The sequence below is a fragment of the Zunongwangia profunda SM-A87 genome, from assembly GCF_000023465.1.
Classification (GTDB): Bacteria; Bacteroidota; Bacteroidia; order Flavobacteriales; family Flavobacteriaceae; genus Zunongwangia; species Zunongwangia profunda.
In genome coordinates this window covers 660,553-684,539 of the sequence record NC_014041.1, presented here as the reverse complement: position 1 = coordinate 684,539, position 23,987 = coordinate 660,553, and the positions used below count along the sequence as shown (strand labels likewise).

18 protein-coding genes and 1 tRNA gene are annotated in these 23,987 nt (G+C 36.9%); 4 read left to right on the top strand and 15 right to left on the bottom strand.

The features are described 5' to 3' along the window. Nucleotides 1-10 precede the first annotated feature (10 nt). A complete protein-coding gene (locus tag ZPR_RS03070; protein ID WP_013070147.1) occupies nt 11-1,252 on the bottom strand; it encodes a BamG family beta-barrel-assembly machinery protein in 1,242 nt (413 codons plus the stop codon). Then, nucleotides 1,249-1,983 (bottom strand): type III pantothenate kinase, encoded by a 735-nt coding sequence (locus ZPR_RS03065; RefSeq protein ID WP_013070146.1) that lies wholly within the window; start codon nt 1,981-1,983, stop codon nt 1,249-1,251. Before ZPR_RS03065 ends, ZPR_RS03070 begins: the two co-directional genes overlap by 4 nt. 105 nt (nt 1,984-2,088) lie before the next feature. On the opposite strand from ZPR_RS03065, the gene ZPR_RS03060 reads away from it, so the two are divergent. After that, nucleotides 2,089-2,161 (top strand) — tRNA-Phe (locus ZPR_RS03060). Nucleotides 2,162-2,255: 94 nt separating this feature from the next. Here ZPR_RS03060 and ZPR_RS03055 read toward each other — a convergent pair. The 13 genes from ZPR_RS03055 to ZPR_RS02995 all read right to left on the bottom strand — a co-directional run bounded on the left by ZPR_RS03055 (nt 2,256) and on the right by ZPR_RS02995 (nt 21,186). Beyond that, the gene (locus ZPR_RS03055) at nt 2,256-5,225 is read right to left on the bottom strand and encodes a DNA polymerase III subunit alpha (protein WP_013070145.1); all 2,970 of its coding nucleotides are present in this window, start codon (nt 5,223-5,225) and stop codon (nt 2,256-2,258) included. 235 nt (nt 5,226-5,460) lie between these two features. Further along, nucleotides 5,461-6,675 carry a DNA polymerase IV gene (dinB, locus tag ZPR_RS03050; protein WP_041579542.1) on the bottom strand — a complete coding sequence of 405 codons (1,215 nt, stop codon included), beginning with the start codon at nt 6,673-6,675 and terminating at the stop codon, nt 5,461-5,463. 138 nt (nt 6,676-6,813) lie between these two features. Next, nucleotides 6,814-8,229 (bottom strand): dihydrolipoyl dehydrogenase, encoded by a 1,416-nt coding sequence (gene lpdA / locus ZPR_RS03045; RefSeq protein ID WP_013070143.1) that lies wholly within the window; start codon nt 8,227-8,229, stop codon nt 6,814-6,816. 102 nt (nt 8,230-8,331) lie between these two features. Continuing rightward, nucleotides 8,332-9,768 carry a 2-oxo acid dehydrogenase subunit E2 gene (locus ZPR_RS03040; RefSeq protein ID WP_013070142.1) on the bottom strand — a complete coding sequence of 479 codons (1,437 nt, stop codon included), beginning with the start codon at nt 9,766-9,768 and terminating at the stop codon, nt 8,332-8,334. Nucleotides 9,769-9,786: 18 nt separating this feature from the next. Next, nucleotides 9,787-12,450 (bottom strand): pyruvate dehydrogenase (acetyl-transferring), homodimeric type, encoded by a 2,664-nt coding sequence (gene aceE / locus ZPR_RS03035; RefSeq protein WP_013070141.1) that lies wholly within the window; start codon nt 12,448-12,450, stop codon nt 9,787-9,789. 247 nt (nt 12,451-12,697) lie between these two features. Then, the gene (clpX, locus tag ZPR_RS03030; protein WP_013070140.1) at nt 12,698-13,930 is read right to left on the bottom strand and encodes an ATP-dependent Clp protease ATP-binding subunit ClpX; all 1,233 of its coding nucleotides are present in this window, start codon (nt 13,928-13,930) and stop codon (nt 12,698-12,700) included. Nucleotides 13,931-14,002: 72 nt separating this feature from the next. Beyond that, the gene (gene clpP, locus ZPR_RS03025; RefSeq protein WP_013070139.1) at nt 14,003-14,677 is read right to left on the bottom strand and encodes an ATP-dependent Clp endopeptidase proteolytic subunit ClpP; all 675 of its coding nucleotides are present in this window, start codon (nt 14,675-14,677) and stop codon (nt 14,003-14,005) included. A 178-nt stretch (nt 14,678-14,855) separates the two neighbouring features. Next, nucleotides 14,856-16,178: a trigger factor gene (gene tig, locus ZPR_RS03020; protein WP_013070138.1), complete on the bottom strand. Its 1,323-nt coding sequence runs from the start codon at nt 16,176-16,178 to the stop codon at nt 14,856-14,858. 87 nt (nt 16,179-16,265) lie between these two features. Then, nucleotides 16,266-16,607 carry a phage holin family protein gene (locus tag ZPR_RS03015; RefSeq protein ID WP_041578627.1) on the bottom strand — a complete coding sequence of 114 codons (342 nt, stop codon included), beginning with the start codon at nt 16,605-16,607 and terminating at the stop codon, nt 16,266-16,268. Nucleotides 16,608-16,698: 91 nt separating this feature from the next. Further along, nucleotides 16,699-18,276, bottom strand: a complete 1,578-nt coding sequence (locus ZPR_RS03010; protein WP_013070136.1) for an SGNH/GDSL hydrolase family protein — start codon at nt 18,274-18,276, stop codon at nt 16,699-16,701. A 14-nt stretch (nt 18,277-18,290) separates the two neighbouring features. After that, nucleotides 18,291-19,541 (bottom strand): OmpP1/FadL family transporter, encoded by a 1,251-nt coding sequence (locus tag ZPR_RS03005; RefSeq protein WP_013070135.1) that lies wholly within the window; start codon nt 19,539-19,541, stop codon nt 18,291-18,293. A 121-nt stretch (nt 19,542-19,662) separates the two neighbouring features. Continuing rightward, nucleotides 19,663-20,427, bottom strand: coding sequence for an alpha/beta fold hydrolase (locus tag ZPR_RS03000; RefSeq protein ID WP_013070134.1), 765 nt, complete (start codon nt 20,425-20,427; stop codon nt 19,663-19,665). 42 nt (nt 20,428-20,469) lie between these two features. After that, entirely contained in the window at nt 20,470-21,186 is a 717-nt protein-coding gene (locus ZPR_RS02995) for a pyridoxine 5'-phosphate synthase (RefSeq protein WP_041579540.1), read from the bottom strand. Between the two features lie 193 nt (nt 21,187-21,379). Here ZPR_RS02995 and ZPR_RS02990 point away from each other — a divergent pair, with 193 nt between their 5' ends. The 3 genes from ZPR_RS02990 (at nt 21,380) to porG (ending at nt 23,987) form a co-directional block, all read left to right on the top strand. Then, a complete protein-coding gene (locus ZPR_RS02990; protein ID WP_013070132.1) occupies nt 21,380-22,036 on the top strand; it encodes a CBS domain-containing protein in 657 nt (218 codons plus the stop codon). A 267-nt stretch (nt 22,037-22,303) separates the two neighbouring features. Continuing rightward, nucleotides 22,304-23,188, top strand: a complete 885-nt coding sequence (locus ZPR_RS02985; protein WP_013070131.1) for an NAD kinase — start codon at nt 22,304-22,306, stop codon at nt 23,186-23,188. A gap of 97 nt (nt 23,189-23,285) precedes the next feature. Continuing rightward, nucleotides 23,286-23,987: a type IX secretion system protein PorG gene (porG, locus tag ZPR_RS02980; protein ID WP_041578626.1), complete on the top strand. Its 702-nt coding sequence runs from the start codon at nt 23,286-23,288 to the stop codon at nt 23,985-23,987.

Below are 23,987 nucleotides of genomic sequence, written 5' to 3'. Positions count from 1 at the left end.
TTTATTATGGTTAATTAAACTTTCTCTTTACAAACCATTGGTCATTCAAAGATAAACCAATTGATAATTTAAAAAAATTCTCTTGTATTAAACCTGAGTTAGTTGTACCGCGCTGTCCATACTCCAGACCCAGATTAAGATTAGAGAAATCTCCTCCAATCGGTAATCCTAATCCAAAAGATATGCCAAACTCATCAATAGACTCTCCATTAAGCTGCAACCCAGTTTCTTCGAAACGTCCTCCAAAGCGATAAACAACACGTTTAAAATAACTTGTAAGTGAGCTATATTCTGGTACAATATAACCTCCCAATCGATATGCGTTACCATCATTATATTCTACGTCATTCACCGGAGTATTAAAAACCGAGATTTCCGGTATACTTCCAAATGCGGAATATTCTCCTCCTAAAAACCATTTATTTGGTCTACCAATCCCTAAACCAAATGTTGCTTTTGATGGTAATGTTATATCTTGAGACTCCATATCAAAAGTCTTCACATTAAATATGTTTTCCCCATTTGCGGTAAATAGTACATTCCCAATCTCTCTATAACTCTCTGATGTTATATCAGCCTCAGGTGTATAAACAGCAGAAGCATGTAATTTTAATCCATTTTTCAATTTTGTTTGATAGTCTAATCCAAAATTAAAATTGAAACCTGATATATCAGAGCGATCTATATCCCGGGTACCATATTGTATACCTTCTCTTACAACCGTTCTTCTATGCTGAATATTTCCAAAATTGTAATCTGCATTTACTCCAATACTTAAATCCCTGCTTATGGCGTATGCGGCAGAAAGAAATACTTTATTCATTCCTCCACGGCCTCTTAACCTGCTGGCTCCATTTTCTTCAATATCATAAATTCGATATCCAACTGAAGAATATGGGATTAATCCCACACCAAAACCAAAACGCCCAACAGGAACACCTAATCCTAAATAATCTAAAGAAACATTTTTGGTTCGATCTTCTGCTCCCTGAGTTTCTTGCTTTGTAGACTCTACACTTGCCCCTACGACATAAGTGGTCCTGGCCAGCTTACCATATCCTGCAGGATTTGTAAGGTTCATATGAATACTATCCGAAAATGTACTAAGACCTCCCATGGCCCTGTTTTCCACAGTTCCTTTAAAATTGGTGATCCCTACGCCGTAATAAGAATACGGCGAAGAAGTGTTTTCCTGAGCTTTCGCCCAAAACGCAGAAAATAAAGCTACGATTACTATAAATCGTTTAATCATTGAGTTTTATTATATTCTAAAATGTAGTTTAAACCCTCTAAAAGAAAATTTGAGTTCGCAAATATGCTATTTTTTAGTCGCTTTGACAAAAATAGAAGATCACCACCCGTCAAAATAACTGTTAAATCTTTAAATTCTGAATAATAACGGCTAATCATTCCATCAATTTCTGCGGCAAAACCAAAATAAATACCACTTCTTAAACTTTCTTTTGTAGAGTTCCCTATCAATTTTAGATGGTTACTATCTGATTGTATTAACGGTAATTTTTCGGTAAACTTATGTACGGCCTGAAATCTCATTTGCAAACCAGGAGAAATCCCTCCTCCTAAATATTCAGATTCACTATTAACAACATCATAAGTCACACAGGTTCCTGCGTCGATCACTAGGCAATTTTGCTTTGGATAGGCATATACTGCTGCCGCTGCAAGGGCTATACGATCTTTACCCAATGTCTCGGGAGAACTGTATTTATTTTCAAAAGGCAGTTTTATTTGATGATCTAAATAATATAAAACAGAATGCTTTTGAAGTATTTTTTTTAATGAATCATCATCTTTCAACACACTGGAAAGTATCGAAAATTCAATCTGGGGATATTTTTGAAAAATTTTTTCAATTTTTTTATTTTTTTCCGACTTCAGAAACTTAAAGCTTTCCAAAACCCTATGATTTTGAAAAACAGCAATTTTCGCAAAAGTATTCCCAAGATCAATAACAAGATTCATAGCCTGATTTTATAAAATGCGAAGTTACAAAAGCATTTTTTTAAAAAAAGGCTTGTGAGTTCCTAAAATTGAATTTATATTTGCAACCGCTTTCGAAAAGCAACTGGTGCCTTAGCTCAGTTGGTAGAGCAAAGGACTGAAAATCCTTGTGTCCCTGGTTCGATTCCTGGAGGCACCACCTTTAAAAAGCCCGCTAATTTTAGTGGGCTTTTTCTTTTTAAAAAATCAAACTAATTTTTCAATTCACATACAACTTTTGAGATTGATCCCTTTTATACCTTAAATGGGGTTGTTATAAACCTGGGATCCACCTTAATTTTTTGAAACTCTATTGCTTCAGCTTCAATAGAAATATAATTGAATTCATTAATAACTTTCCCTACACATCGATAAATCCCCTTATTATACAATGGATATTTAGCTACCTTGTCTGGGAATTGAACCGTATCAAAAATATTGTAGTCTATATCATAAAATGTAGCAAAACACATTTCTTTACCTCCAGAAGTTGTTGTTTTTTTTGTACAAATTAACTTCCCGTAGATGCTTACTTTTTTCCCTACGAAATTCTTAAGCTCATCTACTCTTGTATAATCATATACAGGATCCTGCAACAACTCAAAATAATTGCAAAGAGGAAAGCCTAAAAGCTCTATCTGATCGTAAGCGTCTATCAAAGCTGAATATTGAAATTCTGGCAATACATATTCTTTGTGCTGAATCTTAAACAGTCCCGGCTGATTGCTGTTTTTCTTTGATTTTATTTTTCTGAAATAAGCTTCCCATAATAACTGATGTTTATCTTTTCCAGTAAATCGAAACGCCCCCACCTTTAGTAATATTCGAAGTTGCTCTATAGAAATTTCCACCCTATCAATAAAATCGTCCAGGCTTTTATAGTATCCAAAAAACTGGCGATTTTCTAAAATCTGCTGTATGGTTTTTGCTTCTAGCTCTTTGATGTATCCAAAACCCAGGTAGATATTTTTCCCTAGTATCGTATTAGGATGATCGCTATGATTAATACAGGGTGCCAGCACATTACCACCACATTTTTTTATTTCCTGAATATAAGTTTCAACCGAATAAAATCCGCCCCCGTTATTAAGCACTGCTACCATAAACTCTAAAGGAAAGTATTTTTTAAGATATAAACTCTGGTAACTTTCTACGGCATAAGAGGCCGAATGCCCTTTTGGAAATGCATAGCCGGCAAACGATGAGATTTGTTCCCAAACCTCATCGGTGATTTGTTGAGTATACCGTCTTTCTTTACAATTACTACGAAATTGTGCTTCAATTTTTTCCATCTGCCCTTTTGAAGTTTTCTTTCCACTCATCCCCCTTCGCAATACATCGGCATCATCAAAACTAAGTCCGGCAAAATGATGTGCTACCTTCATCACATCTTCCTGATATACCATAATCCCATAGGTATCGCCCATAATTTCCAACATTACCGGGTGTCCCTGATCTCGTCGTTTAGGATCCCGATGTCGCTTAATATATTCCTCTTTCATCCCACCGCTGGAAATCCCGGGCCTTATAATGGAGCTCGCAGCTACAAGATTCATATAATTATCTGTCTGCAACTTGGTAAGTAAACCACGCATTGCCGGCGACTCTACATAAAAAACCCCCATACAATCACCCATTTTAAGCAGATTGTTGATTGCCGGATCTTTTTTAAATTTTGAAATGTTATCGATATCTTCAATAAAAGCATCAGGTTGATTTTGCCGAATCAACTCTAAAGTATCTGTTATTTTAGATAGTCCCCGCTGCGCCAGAATATCGAATTTATGAATCCCAACTTCTTCTGCAATATTCATGTCGATTTGGATCGTCTGAAAGTTTTTAGGTGGTAAAAAAGTAGCACCGTAATTAAAAATATCATCATTAAGGATCAAAATACCCCCTGAGTGTACACTTAAATAGTTAGGAAATCCCGCAATTAAATTCCCATAATTTAGTACTAAAAGTTCCATTTTATCTAAGCTCGAGCGTTCGAATCGCCCTAATGAAAGTTTATCAATTTCAGCCTTAGGAAGTCCAAAAACCTTCCCTAATTCCCTAATTACGGCACGACGTTTAAAAGTCACATAGGTCCCCATTAAGGCTACATGATCAAAGCGATTAAAAATAAAACGAGTTACATCTTCACGATCTCTCCAGGAAAAATCGATATCAAAATCTGGCGGAGAACTTCTATTTTCATTAATAAAACGTTCAAAATAAAGATCCAACTCTATAGGATCCACATTAGTAATCCCAATGATATAAGCTACAATAGAATTCGCACCACTACCACGCCCAATAACAGGATAATCTTTACTACGGGCATATTGTACAATTTCATGATTAATCAGAAAGTAAGAAACAAAGCCCAGTTTTATAATAGCTGTAAGCTCTTTATTTAATCTGGCATACACTTCTTCATCGGCTTCCGGATATCGATTTTCAATATTATCATAACACATTTTTCGCAACTTAAGCTCATCTGCTTTCGCCTCATCGATGCTCGATAAATTGTTGTTTTGTTTTTTACTAAAAGTGAATTCTACTTCACAACCTTCAGCAAGCGCTTTAGTGTTCGATAAAATTTCAGGAAATTCTTTAAAAACTTCGTTTACCTCTTCTTTAGAAAGCATTTTATCTTCAGGATTCCCTTGTTCTTCTACCGCAAGTTTACTCAGCAATGTATTATTATCAATGGCCCGCAATAATCTATGTGCGTTAAAGTCTCTTTTACTTCGGAAAGAAACCGATTGTAGAACCACTAATTTTGAAGTATAATTTTTGTAGCCTGAAAATTTCAGTTTATTTAAATCTCGCACTGAAACTCCTATAAATTCATTTTCCATGAATTCAGTTTTGTTAGTTTCCAGCACTTTTATAAAAGGATAAATTATATAGCAACCTTCTAATATTGGTGCATTTTTATCAAAATTCATTTTAGCATGTAAATGACTAGAGAGATGCTGATTCATCTCCCTAAATCCGTTTCTGTTTTTAGCAATCACCACATACTGCTGCTCTACACCATTACGAAAATCTATGCCCACCAACGGTTTTATGGAGAAATTCTTTGCCTGTTTTAAAAAACTTAAACAAGCCGAAGTATTATTAATATCGGTAAGAGCGACATAGGTAGCTTTATTCGACTCTGCTAATTTCAGCAACTCGTTTTCAGAAAAAGTGCCATACCTCAGCGAAAAATAAGAATGACAATTTAAATACATAATCTTCCTTTCTATATTCCAGTTTATTTTTTTAGCTTTTAGCTAACCACTTTCAACTTGCTTTGATTAAAGATTGAGCTAATAATACCTTTTTAGTTTTTCGAATAACTCCCTCTTCAACTAAACTCTATTCTCTAGTTGAAGGAATACTTCTCGAATTCATTATTGATATCTATATCAAAGCTTATTGCAGTTATTTTCAATTTTCGATATAAACTCCACCGCTGGGAGCTATTTATTGATTTCGATGTGCCAGGACGATTGGAGGCTCTCCATCAAAAGGATTACGCATTCTTCCAATAGTTTTTGCACCCATACTTACTGCCCTTACTACACTACGCTCGCCATATTTGTCTTTAATTCGGTCTAAAGAATGATATAAGCTCAGCATCTTTTCACTATCATCAAACAAATTAATTTGGTAATGCCCACCTACAAGTCCGCTTAGCTTCACTCCGATAAGCCGAATCAAAACCCGTCGATTATATAGCTTTTTAAAAAGTTCTTCTGCCTTTGGTATTAAAATATGATCGGCACTGGTATAAGGAATTTTTACCTGAAGGGTACTGGTTTGAAAATCTGAGTATCTTATTTTCACACTGATATTCGAGGTGAGCTTATTCCCTCTTCGTAACTGAAACGCTAAACTCTCGGTCATTGCCACCAAAGTGGCATGCAAGCGGGTAACATCTGTAGTATCCCGATGAAAAGTGCGTTCATTTGAAATCGATTTACGATCATGAAACGGAATAATAGGAGTATGATCAATACCCTGAGCCCGTTTCCAAATGGTACGTCCGTTTTTACCCAATACTCCTTCTAAAACTTCTACCGGCATTTCCTGTAGTGTTTTCACCTTATACACCCCAAGCCCCATAAGTAATTGAAAGGTTTTATCCCCGATCATAGGGATTTTATTCACATCAAGTGGCGCCAAAAATTGTTTTTCTTCTCCAAGCCTAATAACACTCATCGCATCGGGTTTCACTTCGCCCGTGGCGATTTTAGAAACTACTTTATTTTGCGATAACCCTACAGAAATTGGTAAACCACTCTCTTTGATGATACCTTCCCTAAGCTCTTTAGCAAATCGCTCGATCCCAAAAAAACGATCCATTCCGGTAAGATCAGCATAAAACTCGTCCACGCTAGCTTTCTCAAATAACGGCACCTGATTTTTAATAATCTCGGTTACCAGGTGTGATTCTTTGGTATAAATACTGGCATTCCCTTTTATATAAACTGCATGCGGACAAAGCCTTCTGGCAATTTTCATTGGCATTCCCGATCGAACACCAAATTTTCGGGTTTCATAACTACACGAAGCTACCACGCCACGATCCCCCATCCCCCCAACAATCACCGGTTTATTCTTTAATTCTGAATGATGCTTTCGTTCTACCGAAACAAAAAAAGAATCCAAATCAAGATGTAACACTGACTTCAAAATCATATATTTTTGGATTTAATCCTATTTAATGGATTTATTCCAAAACTATAAAAATAAATAAAGCGAGAACGTTAAAATCCCGCTTTAGATCATTCATTTTCTATAAGTGTCGATGAATAGCGACCTTTTCGATTAAATTTATTTATCAACAATATGGGTTGGACTACCGTAAAATAATTCGGCACTTTCCATAATAGTTTCAGAAAGCGTTGGATGTGGATGTATGGTAAGCGACAAATCCCTTGCCGTGGTCCCCATTTCTATTGCTAAGGCAATTTCAGGAATCAAACTTCCGGCATTTTTACCGGCAACACCACCTCCCAGAATAATTTCAGATTCTTTATCTACAATTAATTTTGTAAGCCCATTATCGGTACCCAACGCCTTAGCTCTTCCTGACGCCGACCATGGAAATTTTACCACTTTCGCATCGATATTAGATGACTTTAGTTCTTCTTCTGTAAGGCCACACCAGGCAATTTCTGGATCGGTAAATACAATGGCAGGAATTACTTTTGCGTCGTAAGCAGATCCTTTCTCTCCTTTAATCACTTCTGCTGCAACTCGACCTTCATGCGAGGCTTTATGCGCAAGCATGGGCTGTCCCGTTATATCACCAATAGCGTAGATATTATTTGCTGAAGTTTTACGATTGCTAAAGACTTTTATAAAACCGTCTTGCCCGATTTCTACTCCGGCATTTTGTGGTTTACTAGCTTTAACATTTGGTTTTCGCCCGATAGCCACCAATACTTTATCGAATTTCTTTTTCTGCTCTTTGTCGCCCGACTTCAATACTACTTCTACTTTCTTCTTTTTAGCGTTTACTTTTTCGACTTTAGTATCAAAATACAGGTTTTTAAACGGGTGTTCTTTTTCAAAAACCTTTACCAGATCACGATCAGCACCTGGCAAAAATCCAGAGGTCATTTCAGCAACAGAAACTTCACTCCCTAAATTAGCATACACACTACCAAGTTCCAAACCAATATAGCCACCACCAATCACCAGTAACTTTTTAGGGATTTCTTTAATATCCAGTGCATCTTTAGAATTCCAGATCAATTGATGATCTACCTCGATATTTGGCAACTCGGTTGGCGTGGATCCGGTAGCAATAATCACATTTTCGAACTCCAGTTCGTATGAATCTCCTGAATTCTCTTTAATCTCCAACGTTTGTTCATCTTTAAAAAAAGCTTTCCCCTGGATAAACTCCACTTTTCTGGCTTTACTAAGCTGCCCTAAACCGCTGGTTAGTTTTTTTACAACCTCATCTTTCCATTCACCAATTTTCTTGACATCGATTTCAGGTTCGCCAAAACGTACTCCAAAATTCGCTAATTCTAATGCTTCCTTTTTCACCTTCGCCACATGTAACAAGGCTTTAGAAGGAATACAACCGCGATATAAACAAACACCACCAGGATTAGCTTCCGGATCGATTAAAGTGGTTTTGATTCCCAAATCGGCTGCTCTAAAAGCCGCTGCATAACCGCCCGGACCTGCACCGATTATAACCAGTTCTTTTTTCTCTTTCTTGCTATTTGCCATAATTTCTTTTTACTCGATAATCGAGATTTAAATATTGCAAAGGTTATTTAGAAAATAAAATTACTCTTCTAAACTGTTAAGCTTAGCTCATAGGAGCGCTAATTACGCCCCAAGCAAAGCTTTGTAAGGATCTTCCAGCGCCTGTGTGATCCAATTTATAAACGCGGCGCCATCGGCGCCATCGATTAAACGATGATCGTAGGATAAGCTTAATGGTAAGATTTCTCTTGGCTTAAATTCATCGTCGATATACACCGGTTTTTTAGCCGAACGTGAAATTCCCAAAATAGCCACTTGGAATGCAGGAACGATCGGTGTAAAATTAGTACCTCCAATTCCGCCAAGATTAGAAATAGAGAAATTAGCCCCTTCCATATCTTCCTTGCTTAATTTTCCATCCCTGGCTTTTTCAGCGATATTAGTTAATTCCGTAGCAATTTCTATAATACTTTTCTTATCGGCATCTTTAATAACTGGCACTAAAAGTCCTTTTTCTGTAGCTACTGCAATCCCGATATTTACATAATTCTTCAGAATCATCTCTTCGTTTTCCATATCTATACTGGCGTTAAACTTTGGAAATCGAACTAATGCACTCGCAACGATTTTAGTCAATAATGCGGTAATCGTTAATTTCCCACCGGCTTTTTCGGCTTTATCCTGATTCACCTCTAAATATTGCTGAATATCAGTAATATCGGCTTCATCAAACTGGAAAACATGCGGAACCGATTGCCAGGAAGCAGTCACATTTTTCGCCGTCGCTTTTCGAATATTATTTAATGGCTTACGCTCCACACTGCCCCATTTTTCAAAATCAGGTAAAGAAATACTGGCTGATCTTGTTGATTTCTGACTATCTTTTTTAGCAAATTCTTTGACGTCTTTTTCTGAAACTCTCCCCGAAATCTCTTCTGCCAGTTCAGTAAGATCTACACCGAGTTCTCTTGCTAAGCGACGAGTACCTGGCGAAGCCTGAATTCCGGCTCCGGTAGATGACTCTCCTGAAGATTCTCCAGACTTCTTATTTTCTTTTTCTTCAGAAGTTTTGTCAGCCTCAGATTCATCCTTTTTAGATGATTTTTTCTCATCCTTATTTTCATCCGCATCATCTTCCTCAGGCTCTTCGTCGTTATCTTCCGGATTTTCCTCTTTTATTTTTTTCTTTTTCTTTCCAGACTGTTTTTCTCCAGAATCTTCATCTTCATTTTCATTTTCTTCTTCGGAAGTATTTTCTTTTTCCTTCTCTTCTTCTGAAGCTTCCCCGTTATCTTCCTCAGTTTCATCATCATCATCATCATCAGATTCTTCCAAAAGAATAATGACTTGACCAACTTCAACCTCATCACCTTCACTGATCTTTATTTCTTTTATAGTCCCCGCGGCCGAACTTGGAACTTCTACTGAAGCTTTATCACTTTCTACAGCAATAACACTCTGATCTTTTTCGATTTTATCACCTTCAGCAACTAATACCTCAGAAACTGTTGCAGATTCTACTCCGTCACCTATTTGCGGAACTTTAATTTCTTTAGCCATTTTCTTTTCTTTTATTGGTTAAGACGTTCTTGGATTTGGTTTTTTAGCGTCGATATCAAATTTCTTCGCCGCTTCTTTAAGCTGCTTTGCTTTAATCTTCCCTTCATTTGCTAATTCATAAAGCGCAGCAAAAACAATATGCGCTGCGTTTACTTCAAAAAATTCGCGTAATTCTGGTCTCGCGTCACTACGCCCAAAACCATCGGTACCCAAAACAGCAAGATTAGTCGGAAACCATTTTGCAATCGACTCAGGCAATGCTTTCACATAATCTGAAGCTGCTACAAAAATCCCTTTTTCGTCTTCCAGACATTCCTGGATATAATTTTTATCTTTATTTAATTGCGTTTTTAAACGATTGTTACGCTCGGTATCTATGGCATCGTCATAAAGCGCTTTATAACTGGTAATACTCCAAATATCTACGGCGACATCATATTCTTTTTCTAAAATATTGGCAGCCTCCAATACTTCGGCCATAATAGAACCGCTACCAAAAAGATGTGCTTTTTTATCAGTTTTGCGTTTTCTGCTTTTCTGAAATTTATACAATCCTTTTAAAATACCCTCTTCACTATCTTTTGGCATTTTAGGCATTTTATAAGTTGCATTCCCTAAAGTGATATAGTAGAAATAATGCTTTTTATCGATATACATTTCTTTAATCCCAGCTTCTACTATCGTTGCCAGTTCATAGGCAAAAGCAGGATCGTAAGCTTTTAAAGTAGGAAAAGCCAAAGCATATAAATGACTGTTCCCGTCCTGATGCTGCAATCCTTCACCTGGCAAACTTGTTCTCCCTGAAATACCTCCAATCAAAAAGCCTTTGGCGCCGGCATCGGCTGCGGCCCACATTAAATCACCCGTTCGTTGAAAACCAAACATCGAGTAGAAAAAATAAAATGGGATCATTGGTTTTGCCTGATTAAGATAAGCAGTACCTGCAGCTATAAACTCGGCCATACAACCCGATTCAGTTATTCCTTCTTCCATGATGGCCCCATTTTCAGATTCTTTATAGAACAACAGACTTTCTTTATCTACCGGCTCGTATAACTGTCCCCCAGGGGCATAAATCCCAACTTGTCTAAATAAGGACTCCATCCCAAAAGTCCTGCTTTCGTCAGGAATTATGGGCACAATATATTTCCCCAGTTCTTTATCTTTAAACAACCTGCTCAAGGTTTGGATCATCACCATGGTCGTCGCAGCCTCATCATCTCCAGAGCCTTCCAGAAAACTTTTAAAAACTTTTTTATCGGGCTCTTTTAGCGCTTCGCTATTGTCTTTTCGCTGCGGAAGAAAACCACCTAATTTTTCCCGCTTTTCGTGTAGATATTTAAGCTCTTCACTATCTTCTTCAGGCTTTAAAAACGGAATATCTTTTAGCTCTTTATCTGAAATCGGAAGACTGAAAAAATCTCTAAATGCCTTCAACTCTTCTTCTTTAAAGCTTTTGGTTTTATGCGATACATTACTGGCTTCACCAGCTTTTCCCTGTCCATAACCTTTGATGGTTTGTGCAAGAATAATTGTAGGCTGACCTTTATGCTCGGTGGCCTGCTTGTAAGCGTTGTATATCTTTTGATAATCATGCCCGCCTCGTTTTAGACGTTTTAATTCATCATCAGATAGATTTTTTACGATTTTGGCAAGGTTCTTATCTTTCCCAAAGAGATCTTCACGAATAAACGCTCCTTCAGAAAATGCATATTTCTGAAGTTGCCCATCGGGGATTTCGTTCAACAGGTTTACTAATTTACCATCGGTATCTTTTTCAAAAATAGGATCCCAATCTTTTCCCCAGATCAGTTTGATAACATTCCATCCTGCCCCCTGAAATAATCCCTCCAACTCCTGGATGATCTTACCACTACCACGAACAGGACCATCTAATCGTTGCAAGTTACAATCGACAACAAAGGTTAAGTTATCCAGTTTATCTCTGGCAGCAACACTAATGGCTCCACGGGCTTCAGGTTCATCCATCTCTCCATCTCCTAAATACGCCCAAATTTGCTGATCGTTCTTTTCTATAATTCCTCGTTTTTCAAGATACTTATTAAAACGTGCCTGATAGATTGCACTTATAGGACCTAATCCCATAGAAACTGTTGGGAAATTCCAAAAATCGGGCATTAGGTGCGGATGCGGATACGAGGTTAATCCTTTATCTGACTTTACTTCTCTACGGAAGTTTTCTAAATGCTCTTCTGTAAACCGACCTTCTAGAAATCCCCTGGAATAAACTCCCGGGGAAGCGTGCCCCTGAAAATATACTAAGTCTGACCCCGCACTTCGATCCATTTTAAAAAAGTGGTTAAAACCAACTTCCCATAAGTGAGCGATTGAAGAATACGTAGAAATGTGCCCACCAATTCCTTTACTTTTATTATTGGCTCTTACCACCATTGCCATGGCATTCCAGCGAATGTAAGCCAGTATTTTTTCTTCGATTTCAATATCTCCGGGATATTGTTCTTCATCCTCGGGACTAATGGTATTAATGTAAGGTGTCGTTAAAGGTAAGTCTGATTTTACACCGTGCTTTTGAGCTTCTGCTCGTAATAATTTCAGAATTTCTTCTACTCGTTCTTTAGACTCGTTTTGCAAAACCCACCTAAGGGAATCCAGCCATTCCTGGTTTTCAATTTCGGCTGCTGCTTCTTTTTCCTCTGCCATCTTTTGAGATTTATTAGTTGGTAATAGAGTGGTCTCTCTCCTTGAAATTACCAATTAATAAAACCGACTTCAAATGATTAACACAAGATTATAGTCCTATGCTAAATCTTTCAAAAATCGGAAAGCAAAATTTACTAAATTTTAAGACGAAAAAATCATATTAGAAAAGCATCGAATTTCGGAAACTAAAAAAGCCTCAATAATTTCAATAATTAATGAGGCTTTTTATCTAATATCAATTTTTAAACTATGAAGCTGCTTTTAGCGCATTCATGGTCGATTTATTTAATTTCTCTTCGGCATATTCACGAGTAAGCGTAAATTCAGTTACATCGCTTTCAGGAAGATCAAACATCGCATCGGTTAAAATCGCTTCACATAGCGAACGTAATCCACGAGCCCCCAATTTATATTCTACCGCCTTTTCTACAATAAAATCTAAAGCCTCATCTGTAGCAGTAAATTCGATCTCGTCCATCTCAAACAGTTTTGTGTACTGCTTTATTATGGCGTTTTTAGGCTCGGTTAAAATAGACCGAAGGGTTTCTTGATCTAGCGGATTCATGTATGTTAAAGCAGGCAAACGCCCGATAATCTCAGGTATCAGTCCAAAATCTTTTAAATCCTTCGGGATGATATATTTTAAAAGATTGGTTCTTTCAATATTATCATCACTTTTGGAAGCGCTAAATCCAACGGCCTGCATGTTTAAACGCTTGCTGATATTTTTCTCGATCCCATCAAAAGCCCCGCCGGCAATAAAAAGAATATTCTCTGTATCTACCTCGATAAATTTTTGATCGGGGTGCTTTCTTCCTCCTTTTGGCGGAACATTTACTGTAGTTCCTTCCAGAAGTTTTAATAGTGCCTGCTGAACGCCTTCCCCGGAAACATCCCTGGTAATTGAAGGATTATCGCTTTTACGCGCAATTTTATCGATCTCATCAATAAAAACAATACCTCGCTGTGCTTTATCTACATTATAATCTGCCGCCTGAAGCAATCGTGTTAGGATTCCTTCTACATCTTCACCCACATAACCAGCTTCAGTTAATACCGTAGCATCCACAATTGCTAAAGGCACATTGAGCATCTTAGCAATCGTTTTGGCCATTAAAGTTTTACCGGTACCGGTTTCTCCAACCATTACGATATTACTTTTTTGAATCTCGATATCATCATCGCTATCAGGTTGTAATAATCGTTTATAATGATTATAAACGGCAACAGACATCACTTTTTTTGTGGCTTCCTGCCCAATAATATACTCATCTAAGAATGCCTTTATCGATTTGGGCTTACTCAGCATTAATTCTGAAGATAACTCGTTTGCTTCTCCTTGCTTAGATTCTTCGAGAACAATCCCATGCGCCTGCTCGATACATCGGTCACAAATATGGGCATCTAAACCTGCAATCAATAAATTTGTTTCAGGTTTTTTTCTTCCGCAGAAGGAGCATTCTAATTCCTCTTTCGCCATCTTGTTATATTTCCTGTTCAATTTCAGAATAAAGTATCCTGAAAATCTCTTATAATTTATCTAATGTTGATCCTAATCTCTGGTCAGGATTTCGTCTATCATTCCATATTCCTTAGCTCTATCGGCTTTCATCCAGTAATCACGGTCACTATCTTCATACACTTTCTCGTAACTCTGCCCTGAATGTTTAGAAATGATTTTATACAATTCTTCTTTCAATGTAATGATTTCTCTGGCCGTGATCTCGATATCACTAGCCTGTCCCTGTGCTCCACCAAGTGGCTGATGAATCATTACCCTGGAATGTGGTAAACCGCTTCGCTTTCCTTCTGCTCCTGCACAAAGCAATACCGCCCCCATAGAAGCTGCCATCCCTGTACAAATTGTTGCAACATCTGGTTTAATAAACTGCATGGTATCGTAGATTCCTAAACCGGCATAAACGCTACCGCCAGGAGAGTTGATATAAATCTGAATATCTTTAGAAGAATCTGTACTTTCTAAAAACAATAATTGTGCCTGGATAATATTAGCTACCTGATCATTAATACCAGTACCCATAAAGATAATCCTGTCCATCATTAATCGTGAAAATACATCCATAGCAACAGCATTCATCTGGCGCTCTTCGATAATATTAGGAGTCATGCCCACCGGAGTCATACTACTTACTATTTTATCATAATAATTGCTGTTTATCCCGTGGTGTTTAGTTGCGTACTTCTCGAATTCTTTTCCGTAGTCCATCAATTTTTTTATTTAATTACACAAGTAATCTATAAAGCCAAAAAAGGCGTTATACCGTTATGGTTAACGCCTTAAAGATAGGTATAAATTATAAAAAAGGCTTACCCGATAATCGAGATTTGATTTTTAGGGTTTTACCCTGAAGTAAAATTTATCTGCCGAATTACCAACAGTTTTTTTACTCATAAATTTCTTTTACAAACTCATCGTAAGTAACTTCCTTTTCGTCAAATTTCATATTGTCTTTATAGAAATTTAACAATTTTTCGTTAACTAATTGCTCAGATAAACGCTTAACTTCGTCCTGATTAGATAAGATTCTTGCTGCGATATCATCTAATTCTTTATCTGAAGGATCCATCTGGCCAAACTGAGCCATTTGCTCTTTAATTTTATCTTTAGCAAAGGCTTTTAAAGCTTCAAAATCTACCTGAATATCGTTCTCTTTAACGATTTTCCCTTCGATTAACTGGTAACGAAGCCCTTTTTCGCTGTTCTGATATTCTTCTTTTGCTTCTTCTTCAGTTAATGGCTTTTCACCTACTGTTCTGATCCATTTTTGAAGAAACTCTTTAGGAAGATCAAATTCAGTCTTTTCGATCAACGCTTCAGTAACATCATTCATTAACTGCTGATCGCTTTGCTGAACAAATTGCTTTTCAGCATCCTCTTTGATTTTCTCTTTAAGCTCAGTAACAGTAGTCACTTTACCTTCACCAAAAAGCTTATCAAATAATTCCTGGTCTAAATCAGCAAGTTCTCTTTTATTGATTTCCGAAATAGTGAATTCTACTTCGATATCAAGATCGTGAGCTTTATCATGCTCAATCTTTAAATGTTGGATTAAATCGTGATCGTCCTCAAAAAGACTTTTCGTCTTTAAAGCAATCGTATCACCAACTTTAGCTCCTACAAACTTATTAAGGTTTCTTTTTCCTTTGATTTTCTCCAGTTCGATTGAAGTTTCATTTTCGATACCTTCTTCTTCATTTTTGAAAGTTCCGGCAACGATATCTCCTTCTTCAACCTCATCTTTAGAAACTAATTTACCGTACTGTTTTTGGATGTTTTCGATTTGTTTATCGATCATCGTATCATCAGCAACGATATTATATTTTGTTACAGGTTTTTCTAAATCAAGACTTACTTCAAATTCTGGAGCAAGACCAACCTCAAACTCAAAAGTGTAGTTATCTTTATTCCAGTCAAAATTTTCCTGCTCTTTAGGAATTGGATTTCCAAGAACGTCTAATTTTTCTTCAGTAAGATATTTATTAAGGTTTTCCTGTAGTAATTTATTTACTTCATCTACCAATACAGCCTGCCCGTATTGCTTTTTTACCATCCCCATAGGAACGTGACCTTTTCTAAAGCCAGGAACATTGGCATTTTTACGGTAATCCTTAAGGATTTTCTCTACTTTAGGAGCATAGTCGTCTTTTGCGATATCTACTTTTACTACCGCATTCAATTCATCAATATTCTCTCTGGTAATATTCATCTTGACTTATTATAAAAAATTGGTGTGCAAAATTAAGCTTTTTTCACTAGCCTGCAAAGTTTCAAATTATTGAATTTCAGCAAGCTTCTAATCCTTATCAAGAAGAGAATATAATATGGACTGAAATAACGAGAAAAGCAAACTAAATATTATCGCCATAAACCAGCCATCTACACTAAAACCAGGCACAAAACCGTCTGCTAAAAAGATGATTATGGCATTAATGATCAGTAAAAACAAGCCCAGTGTTAATATGGTTACCGGTAAAGTTAATATTACCAAAACAGGTTTAACAATAATATTGAGCAATGCTAAAACTATGGCTACAATAAATGCCGTAAAATAGCTATTTACGGTAACACCAGGTAAAACCTTGGCTAGACCTACCACTACTAGCGCAGACAAAAGGAGTTTTAATAAAAGTCTCATTTTATTATAAGGGTTTGATTGATAGTTCAAAATTGCGAAAAAAAAAGTCGGCTATCTGCCGACTTCCTCATATTTTAATATAAGTTTATCATTACTGCACATCATTACTAAGGGTAATGGTACCGTATTGTCCAATATTTACTTTTGGAACCGTAGCCCCATAAGTGGCGTTAATCTGCTCGATAATCTCGTTAGCCACAATAGCGTATCCTCGTGGTGTTAAATGCACCCCGTCTAAAGAAAAAGCTCCACCTGTTGCATAGGTTGCGGTTACAGTACCAGCATCATAAGCCACGCCGCCATTAGCCACATCGTTTAATAATGCATTAGCATCTACCATGGCCAGCCCTTTTGCATTTGCCACTGCGGCTATGGTTTGATTAAATGCCGTCGTAGCCGTCTGGATTTCTGAAATTTCTGTGCTATCTAAAACATCAGCATCATCCAAGCCATTCACACCACCAAATAGGATATTCGCTTGTGCTGCAGTTGGTGTACCCCCAGACATTAGTAGCCCTAGAACCTGTTGCACTTCTGCCGTTAAATTAACAGAACCGTACCCACTAGCCAAAGCCGATTGATCTACCTGCAATTGAATTAACTCATCTGCCGTCATCTGTCTAAACCCAAGGGGATTAGCTTGAGTAACTGGCACATCGATTATAAATCTATTTGGCCCTTCATTAAAAGTTATTGCATATTGAGCAGCTAAAGCCATTGCCTGTTCCTGCGGAACTCCCTGCGCCATTAAACCTCCTGCAAAAACCTGAGAAACCGCTCCAAAATAAGAGGTTAAACTTGCGGCTGTCTGGGCATCTAGTTGCAAAGCATTATTAGGCACCGTATTGAAAAATGCTATTGAAGTCACATCTGGAATATTAATTAACACTCCGCCGGCGCCACTGGCAGTTAAACTTTCAACCAAACCTGAATACACCTGAGCAAATACCTGTGGATCTGTAATATCATTAGATCCATAGGTAGCTGGATTTAAATTCCCTGTTTGATTAACCCCCGTACCTCCTGAAGTAGCATAACCTAATACATCATTATTACCTATCCATAAAGAAAAGAATGTAGGATTTTGAGCCAATGCATCAGCTATCACACTCGTCTGAGGGGAAGACGCAAATCTTACAAAATAAGGATTTGAAAGACCAGCCTGTACTCCTGCTACATTACCATAACCTTCTACTCCTAAATGATAAGATTTAGCTCCCGGCACTCCCATATTACTAAAAGGCCCCTCTAAGACATTGGTGATATCTGTAGTTGCAGCCATCCCGGTATAAACTGAAGGACTATTATTTCCTTCCCCGTCTGAAGCTAACACTAAACGGTTATTAAAACCTGGCAATTGTTGTCCAGATAATAAAAGTCCACCCGCATTATCATTCATATAAGGAATAGTAAACTCATCTGTTTCCTGCGTTAAAGCAAACTGTCCTGCCAAAATATTAGGATACGAATTGGTTTGCCCGGTAATATAAAGTGCATTATCTGCATAACCTGCCGTTAATGAATTTCCTAAAGCAACATAATGCGTAAAATTCGCATCCCCATTGCTATATACATTTCCTTCTTCATCTATTGGATTGTCTAAATCTGGCTCACAAGAAACTATTCCCAAAGCCAATAAGCCTACTGCTAAAAATCTATAGTTTTTCATCTTTTCCTGTAAGTTTAAATTTTGAATGTCACCCCAAGCCCAGGCACAAATGCCACTGTTTTGTACGAACCTTCAAAAGGTACATTTTGGCCATTTTCCATATAATAATCATAGGATTCCTCTACTTCTTTAAATCGGTTATAAAGGAAAGAGGCATCTATCGATAGATTATCTGTAATATTTACAGACAATCCGGCCGTGAAACCATGCGCATCATTTCTTGGGGTTTCTGGTGCGAAGTAGCCTGATTGTACAGGAGATTCATCAAAATAGTATCCGGCTCTTAGGGTAAACATTTCGTTTGCGATGTATTGTGCCCCAAATCTGTAGGTATTAGCATCCTTATAATTTCTAGGATTTTTGGAATCTGGAATTGCCGGATCCTGAAAATCGATATCTAAAGATTTATATACGTCCCAAAAAGCCCGGTTATAATCAAAAGCAATCAACCATTTTTCTGAAATCTCATAAGAAGCTCCAATCGAAAGCTCTGCCGGCAACGGTAACGAGGCATCAAACCTGGTATCTTTAAACGGCGTAAGAGGCGAATTAGGAATATTATTAAAATCTGCATCACCATTTTCTGCTTCAACAATAATTTCTGAACGATAATTAGCCCCTATCCTAAGTTTATCAGTAGGGTTATACATAGCTCCTAAAGACCAACCCCAGGCATGTACTCCAGAAGCATCTACAGTTACATTTGCTCTGTTTCCATCGATATCGCTAAGGGTCCTGTTTAAATTTCTATTGAAGTTTACCGATCCGTTTACATATATAGGCCCTCCACCAACACTAAGTCTATCTGAAATTTTCACAGAAGCTAAAGCCTGAATATATATAGCCTGAAGATCTATATTATTTACCAAATGAGACCCAGACCAATCTGTGGGCCATTCTACAGAACTACCGTAAGGCGTATAAGCTGCAAGCCCTAAGGTTAACCAATCTGAAGCTCTATAAGAAACATAGGCATAAAAAGGCGTCCCCACAGGACTATCTGTTCTTGCCATTTGCCCATATTCATCATTTTGCCATACCACGTCAGAGAATACCGCACTGGCCCCAACGGCTACATTTATGCGGTCCTCTAAATACACTAACCCTGCCGGGTTAAAAAAAGCCAATTCTGCATTATCAACTACAGCCACACCAGTATGCCCCATGGCCAGCCTGCGCTGTCCCTGAAGCCCTACCCTGTATCCCCCGGCATAAGTCATTGCAGTCGCCAACCCAAAAAGGGTCAGGAATAAAAGTTTCTTCATAATATTAGTAGAATTAAGTTTGTCTCCATTTGTAAATCGTGTAATGAATTTAGCACAAAATACAAATACCACAACAAAATAGGCAAAAATATTATGTATGCATAATATTTAGAGGGGTTTTTTAAAGAAATCTAATTACAGTACTATAAAAATCTTCTTGATTTTCAGCATGCACCCAATGACCTGCATCGCTAATTACTTCAATTTCAGCATTTGGAAAATGATTATGAAGCAAATCTTCATCTTCAGGCAATTTGATATAACGAGATTTTTCTCCTTTTATAAACAAGGTTTTCCCTTCATAAATCTTTCCTTCTTCTAAGGCAGCCCCGATATTTTCAATTTTAGCCTTTAGAGTTTTCAGGTTAACTTTTAAAACATACTTATCTTTACCTTCACGGTCTAAATTTTTTAAAAGAAAAAGTTGGGTAGGTTTATCAGGAACGTATTCAGAAATTATTTTAGCTGCTTCCTGACGGGAGGATACATCAGACTTGTCCAACAGGGTTAATCCAGCTAAAATATCCTGATGATGTGGCTTATAATATTTAGGGGCAATATCCACTATAATAAGTTTTTCTAGCAAATCTGGATAAGTTGCTGCAAAGAACATAGCCGTTTTACCACCCATAGAATGCCCCATCAGCACTATTTCCTCCAAATGATGCTCTTCAATATACTCCTTTAAATCCTCTGCTAATATTTCATAGGAAAAATCATCGCTATGTGGACTTTTACCATGATTTCGCTGATCCACCAGGTGAACTTCATATCCTTTTTCAGAAAACATCTTCCCTAATGTCTTCCAATTATCACCCATTCCTAGAAATCCATGTAAAATAATAAAAGGCTTCCCTTCTCCTATAATGTTAGTGTGTAACTTCATTGCAATTTTTTAAAAAAATAACCAAAAATGATCATTTTAAGTTTACTGTAATTTTTTTAAATATCGTGAGATCGTTTCTTCCAAACCAAGATAAAGCGCTTCAGCGATTAAAGCATGGCCTATGGATACCTCATCTACAAAAGGCACCTCATTTTTAAAAAATTCTATATTATCTAACGATAAATCGTGCCCCGCATTAACTCCCAATCCCAATTGATGGGCCAGTTCTGCACATTTAGCATAAGGTTTTACAGCTTCTTTTTTATCTCCATCGGCAAATTTTTCGGCAAAACTTTCTGTATATAATTCGATACGATCTGTCCCCGTAGCAGCAGCACCTTCAATCATTTTTTCATCTGCATCCACAAAAATAGACGTCCTGATGCCATGTTTTTTAAATTCAGAAATAACCTCGATAAGATATTCTTTATTTTTTACAGTATTCCAACCAGCATTACTGGTAATAGCATCTTCTGCATCTGGCACCAAAGTTACCTGTGCCGGTTTTACTTCTAAAACCAGATTAATGAATTTAGTTACCGGATTTCCTTCAATATTAAATTCGGTTTTTAAAACAGGTTTTAAATCTCGTGTATCCTGATATCTGATATGTCTTTCATCTGGTCTTGGATGGACGGTAATACCTTCCGCTCCAAATTTTTCGATATCTAATGCACATTGTACCACATTAGGGATATTCCCCCCTCTCGCATTTCTTAAGGTGGCAATCTTATTGATATTTACGCTTAATTTTGTCATATTTCTGGCTTTGCCTTTTGAATCTGGTTTCAAATTTGATATAAATTAAAACGACCTGCCACAATAATAAAGCAGATCGTCCTGAGAACTTCTAAAGCTTATCCTAAAACTTTCTGTTTTAACAAAAATACAAAGTTGAGGATGGCTTAATGAATATTATTTTAATTAATTTGCGTTAAACGACGCTAGGATTATGGATATTGAAGAATATATATTAAATGATGTTGCCATTCGTCATTTTTCAGATAAGATTGGTGATTTACAGAATGATTTTAACCAACTTACCTACTCTCATTTACCTGTTGAGAATAATGGTATTTATATGGGGTGTATTTCTGAAAATGACATTCGATGTTTTGAAGCTGAAAAATCGATCGAAGATTACCAGTATGCCCTGGAAGGATTTTTTGTTCGAAGTACCGATTACTGGCTCGACATTTTAGAATCTTTTGCACAAAACAATTCCAATATTTTACCAGTACTGGATAGTGATAATGAATATTTAGGATATGTAGAGTTAAATGAAATTATGGGTATTTTTAACGAAACGCCCTTTTTAAATGAAGCCGGAAATATTATTGTAGTTGAAAAAGGTTTTAAAGATTATTCGTTAAGTGAAATTAGCCAGATTATAGAATCCAGTAATGTTCACTTACTGGGCTTATTTGTTTCTAAGATCGAGAATGACCTGGCGCAAATCACCATAAAAATTAATCCTAGCGGAATTAATGAAGTGATACAATCTTTACGACGTTATGGTTATAATATTATTTCACAACATCAGGAAGATGCGTTTGATAAAAATTTGCGCGATCGATCTAAATACCTGGATAAATACCTAAACATATAAGTAAAGAAGAACAATTTTTGTTCATTTAAAGAACCTCTTGAGCAAAGCCATAAGGCATGACAAAAACCATTTTTAAATTTAGAGACAGGTCTTAAAATGTTATACCCTTTGGCTGGGTCATTAAAAAACAATGAGCAATATTTCTTAGCAGCGTAAAAAATGCTTGAAAAAATATTCAAAATAACAGAGCAGGTAGTTTTAAAATTTAATTAGGATGTTTCTAAGCTTGATTACAAAAATCCTGATTATCGAAAAAATTTTACATAAATGAAAATAGGCATTTACGGCCAGTTTTACCATGAAAACGCCGGCACTTATATTAATCAGCTTTTAGAACTTCTTCAGGAAGAAAAAGTTGAAGTGATTATTGAACGTAACTTTTTGGATCTTATCAATAAGAACAAAAGCGTTACCGGCGAATATAGCGATTATAAAACCTTCGATATTCTGGATGCCAGCTACGACCTTTTCTTTACCATTGGCGGTGACGGTACCATCCTTAAATCTATTAACTATATCAAAAATCTGGATATTCCTATTGTTGGCATCAATACGGGCCGACTTGGATTTTTATCCACGATCCAGAAAGAACAGATAGGAGAAACGATTCACACCATTTTAAAAAAAGATTTTAGCATTTCCCCAAGAGCCGTATTACAAATTGAAACCAATCCCAAATCTGATGATGAAGTGTTTAATAATGTAGCACTAAATGAAATAGCGGTTAGCCGAAAAAACACCACTTCTATGATTACGGTAGACACCTGGTTAAACAACCAGTACCTTACCTCTTACTGGGCTGATGGTTTAATTATTGCCACACCAACGGGTTCTACCGGATATTCGCTTAGTTGTGGTGGCCCGGTAATCACTCCAGATGCAGATTCTATAGTCATTACTCCAATTGCTCCGCATAATTTAAACGCCAGACCACTAATTATTAAAGATGACACCAAAATCACTTTAAAAGTTAGTGGCAGGGAAGATTCTCACTTACTATCTATGGATTCCCGATTGGCGAGTCTTGAAAATGATACCGAAATCATTATTCAAAAAGCTCCATATGCCATTAATTTGGTAGAGCTAAATGATGATAGCTTTCTTCAAACTTTACGAAAAAAGCTATTATGGGGAGAAGATAAACGCAACTAAACAATATTTTTTTTCAAAAACTGTTAATGTAATACTAATGAGCTCAAATTATTGCAGAGCAAACATAATTGTTATATTTGCAAACTTTTAAGAACCTATGCGGTATCTAATAGCTTTTGTTTTTATGTTGATCACTTCAGTTAATTTGCAATCTCAAACCTATGAGGTGGGTGCCTTTTTGGGAGGCGCAAATTATATTGGAGATGTAGGAAACACATTTTACGTTAATCCTAGTGGTCTTGCAGCTGGCGGCATCCTAAAATGGAATAGAAGCCCGCGTCATTCGTTTAGATTTTCCCTAATCATGGGAAATATAGAAGCAGATGATGCAGAAAGCAATGATACTCGCAGACAGCAAAGAGGATATTCGTTTAGTAATACCATAACTGAAGCTTCTTTGGGTTTAGAATTTAATTTTTGGGATTTTGATTTACATAAAGGAACATCGCAAAGCGCACCTTATCTTTACACCGGGCTCACCTATTTTAGTGCAGACCATGTAATATTGGATGGCTCTCGCGGAGCTCCTTTAGTTAATGAAAGTACTAACTGGGAATTTGCCATTCCTATGGTTGTTGGTTACAAAACAACACTTAGCCAGCATTTGGTTGGTGCCATAGAAATTGGTGCGCGGTATACCTTCACTGATAATTTGGATGGAAGTAATCCTGAAGAATTACTTGGGGAACCGGATCCTATACTTACTTTTGGTAATCAAAATACTAACGACTGGTATGTTTTTACCGGAATTACATTCACCGTAACATTTGGTAGAAAACCATGTTATTCGAGCTTTTAG

Excerpts from the sequence above, each read along its gene's own strand:
- ZPR_RS03040 (WP_013070142.1), bottom strand. The coding sequence starts at position 9,768 with ATGGCTAAAGAAATTAAAGTTCCGCAAATAGGTGACGGAGTAGAATCT.
- ZPR_RS02990 (WP_013070132.1), top strand. The coding sequence starts at position 21,380 with ATGGATATTGAAGAATATATATTAAATGATGTTGCCATTCGTCATTTT.
- clpX (WP_013070140.1), bottom strand. The coding sequence starts at position 13,930 with ATGGCGAAAGAGGAATTAGAATGCTCCTTCTGCGGAAGAAAAAAACCT.
- ZPR_RS03010 (WP_013070136.1), bottom strand. The coding sequence starts at position 18,276 with ATGAAAAACTATAGATTTTTAGCAGTAGGCTTATTGGCTTTGGGAATA.
- clpP (WP_013070139.1), bottom strand. The coding sequence starts at position 14,677 with ATGGACTACGGAAAAGAATTCGAGAAGTACGCAACTAAACACCACGGG.
- ZPR_RS02995 (WP_041579540.1), bottom strand. The coding sequence starts at position 21,186 with ATGACAAAATTAAGCGTAAATATCAATAAGATTGCCACCTTAAGAAAT.
- ZPR_RS02985 (WP_013070131.1), top strand. The coding sequence starts at position 22,304 with ATGAAAATAGGCATTTACGGCCAGTTTTACCATGAAAACGCCGGCACT.
- ZPR_RS03015 (WP_041578627.1), bottom strand. The coding sequence starts at position 16,607 with ATGAGACTTTTATTAAAACTCCTTTTGTCTGCGCTAGTAGTGGTAGGT.
- ZPR_RS03065 (WP_013070146.1), bottom strand. The coding sequence starts at position 1,983 with ATGAATCTTGTTATTGATCTTGGGAATACTTTTGCGAAAATTGCTGTT.
- lpdA (WP_013070143.1), bottom strand. The coding sequence starts at position 8,229 with ATGGCAAATAGCAAGAAAGAGAAAAAAGAACTGGTTATAATCGGTGCA.
- ZPR_RS03070 (WP_013070147.1), bottom strand. The coding sequence starts at position 1,252 with ATGATTAAACGATTTATAGTAATCGTAGCTTTATTTTCTGCGTTTTGG.
- aceE (WP_013070141.1), bottom strand. The coding sequence starts at position 12,450 with ATGGCAGAGGAAAAAGAAGCAGCAGCCGAAATTGAAAACCAGGAATGG.
- ZPR_RS03055 (WP_013070145.1), bottom strand. The coding sequence starts at position 5,225 with ATGTATTTAAATTGTCATTCTTATTTTTCGCTGAGGTATGGCACTTTT.
- ZPR_RS03005 (WP_013070135.1), bottom strand. The coding sequence starts at position 19,541 with ATGAAGAAACTTTTATTCCTGACCCTTTTTGGGTTGGCGACTGCAATG.
- ZPR_RS03000 (WP_013070134.1), bottom strand. The coding sequence starts at position 20,427 with ATGAAGTTACACACTAACATTATAGGAGAAGGGAAGCCTTTTATTATT.
- tig (WP_013070138.1), bottom strand. The coding sequence starts at position 16,178 with ATGAATATTACCAGAGAGAATATTGATGAATTGAATGCGGTAGTAAAA.
- porG (WP_041578626.1), top strand. The coding sequence starts at position 23,286 with ATGCGGTATCTAATAGCTTTTGTTTTTATGTTGATCACTTCAGTTAAT.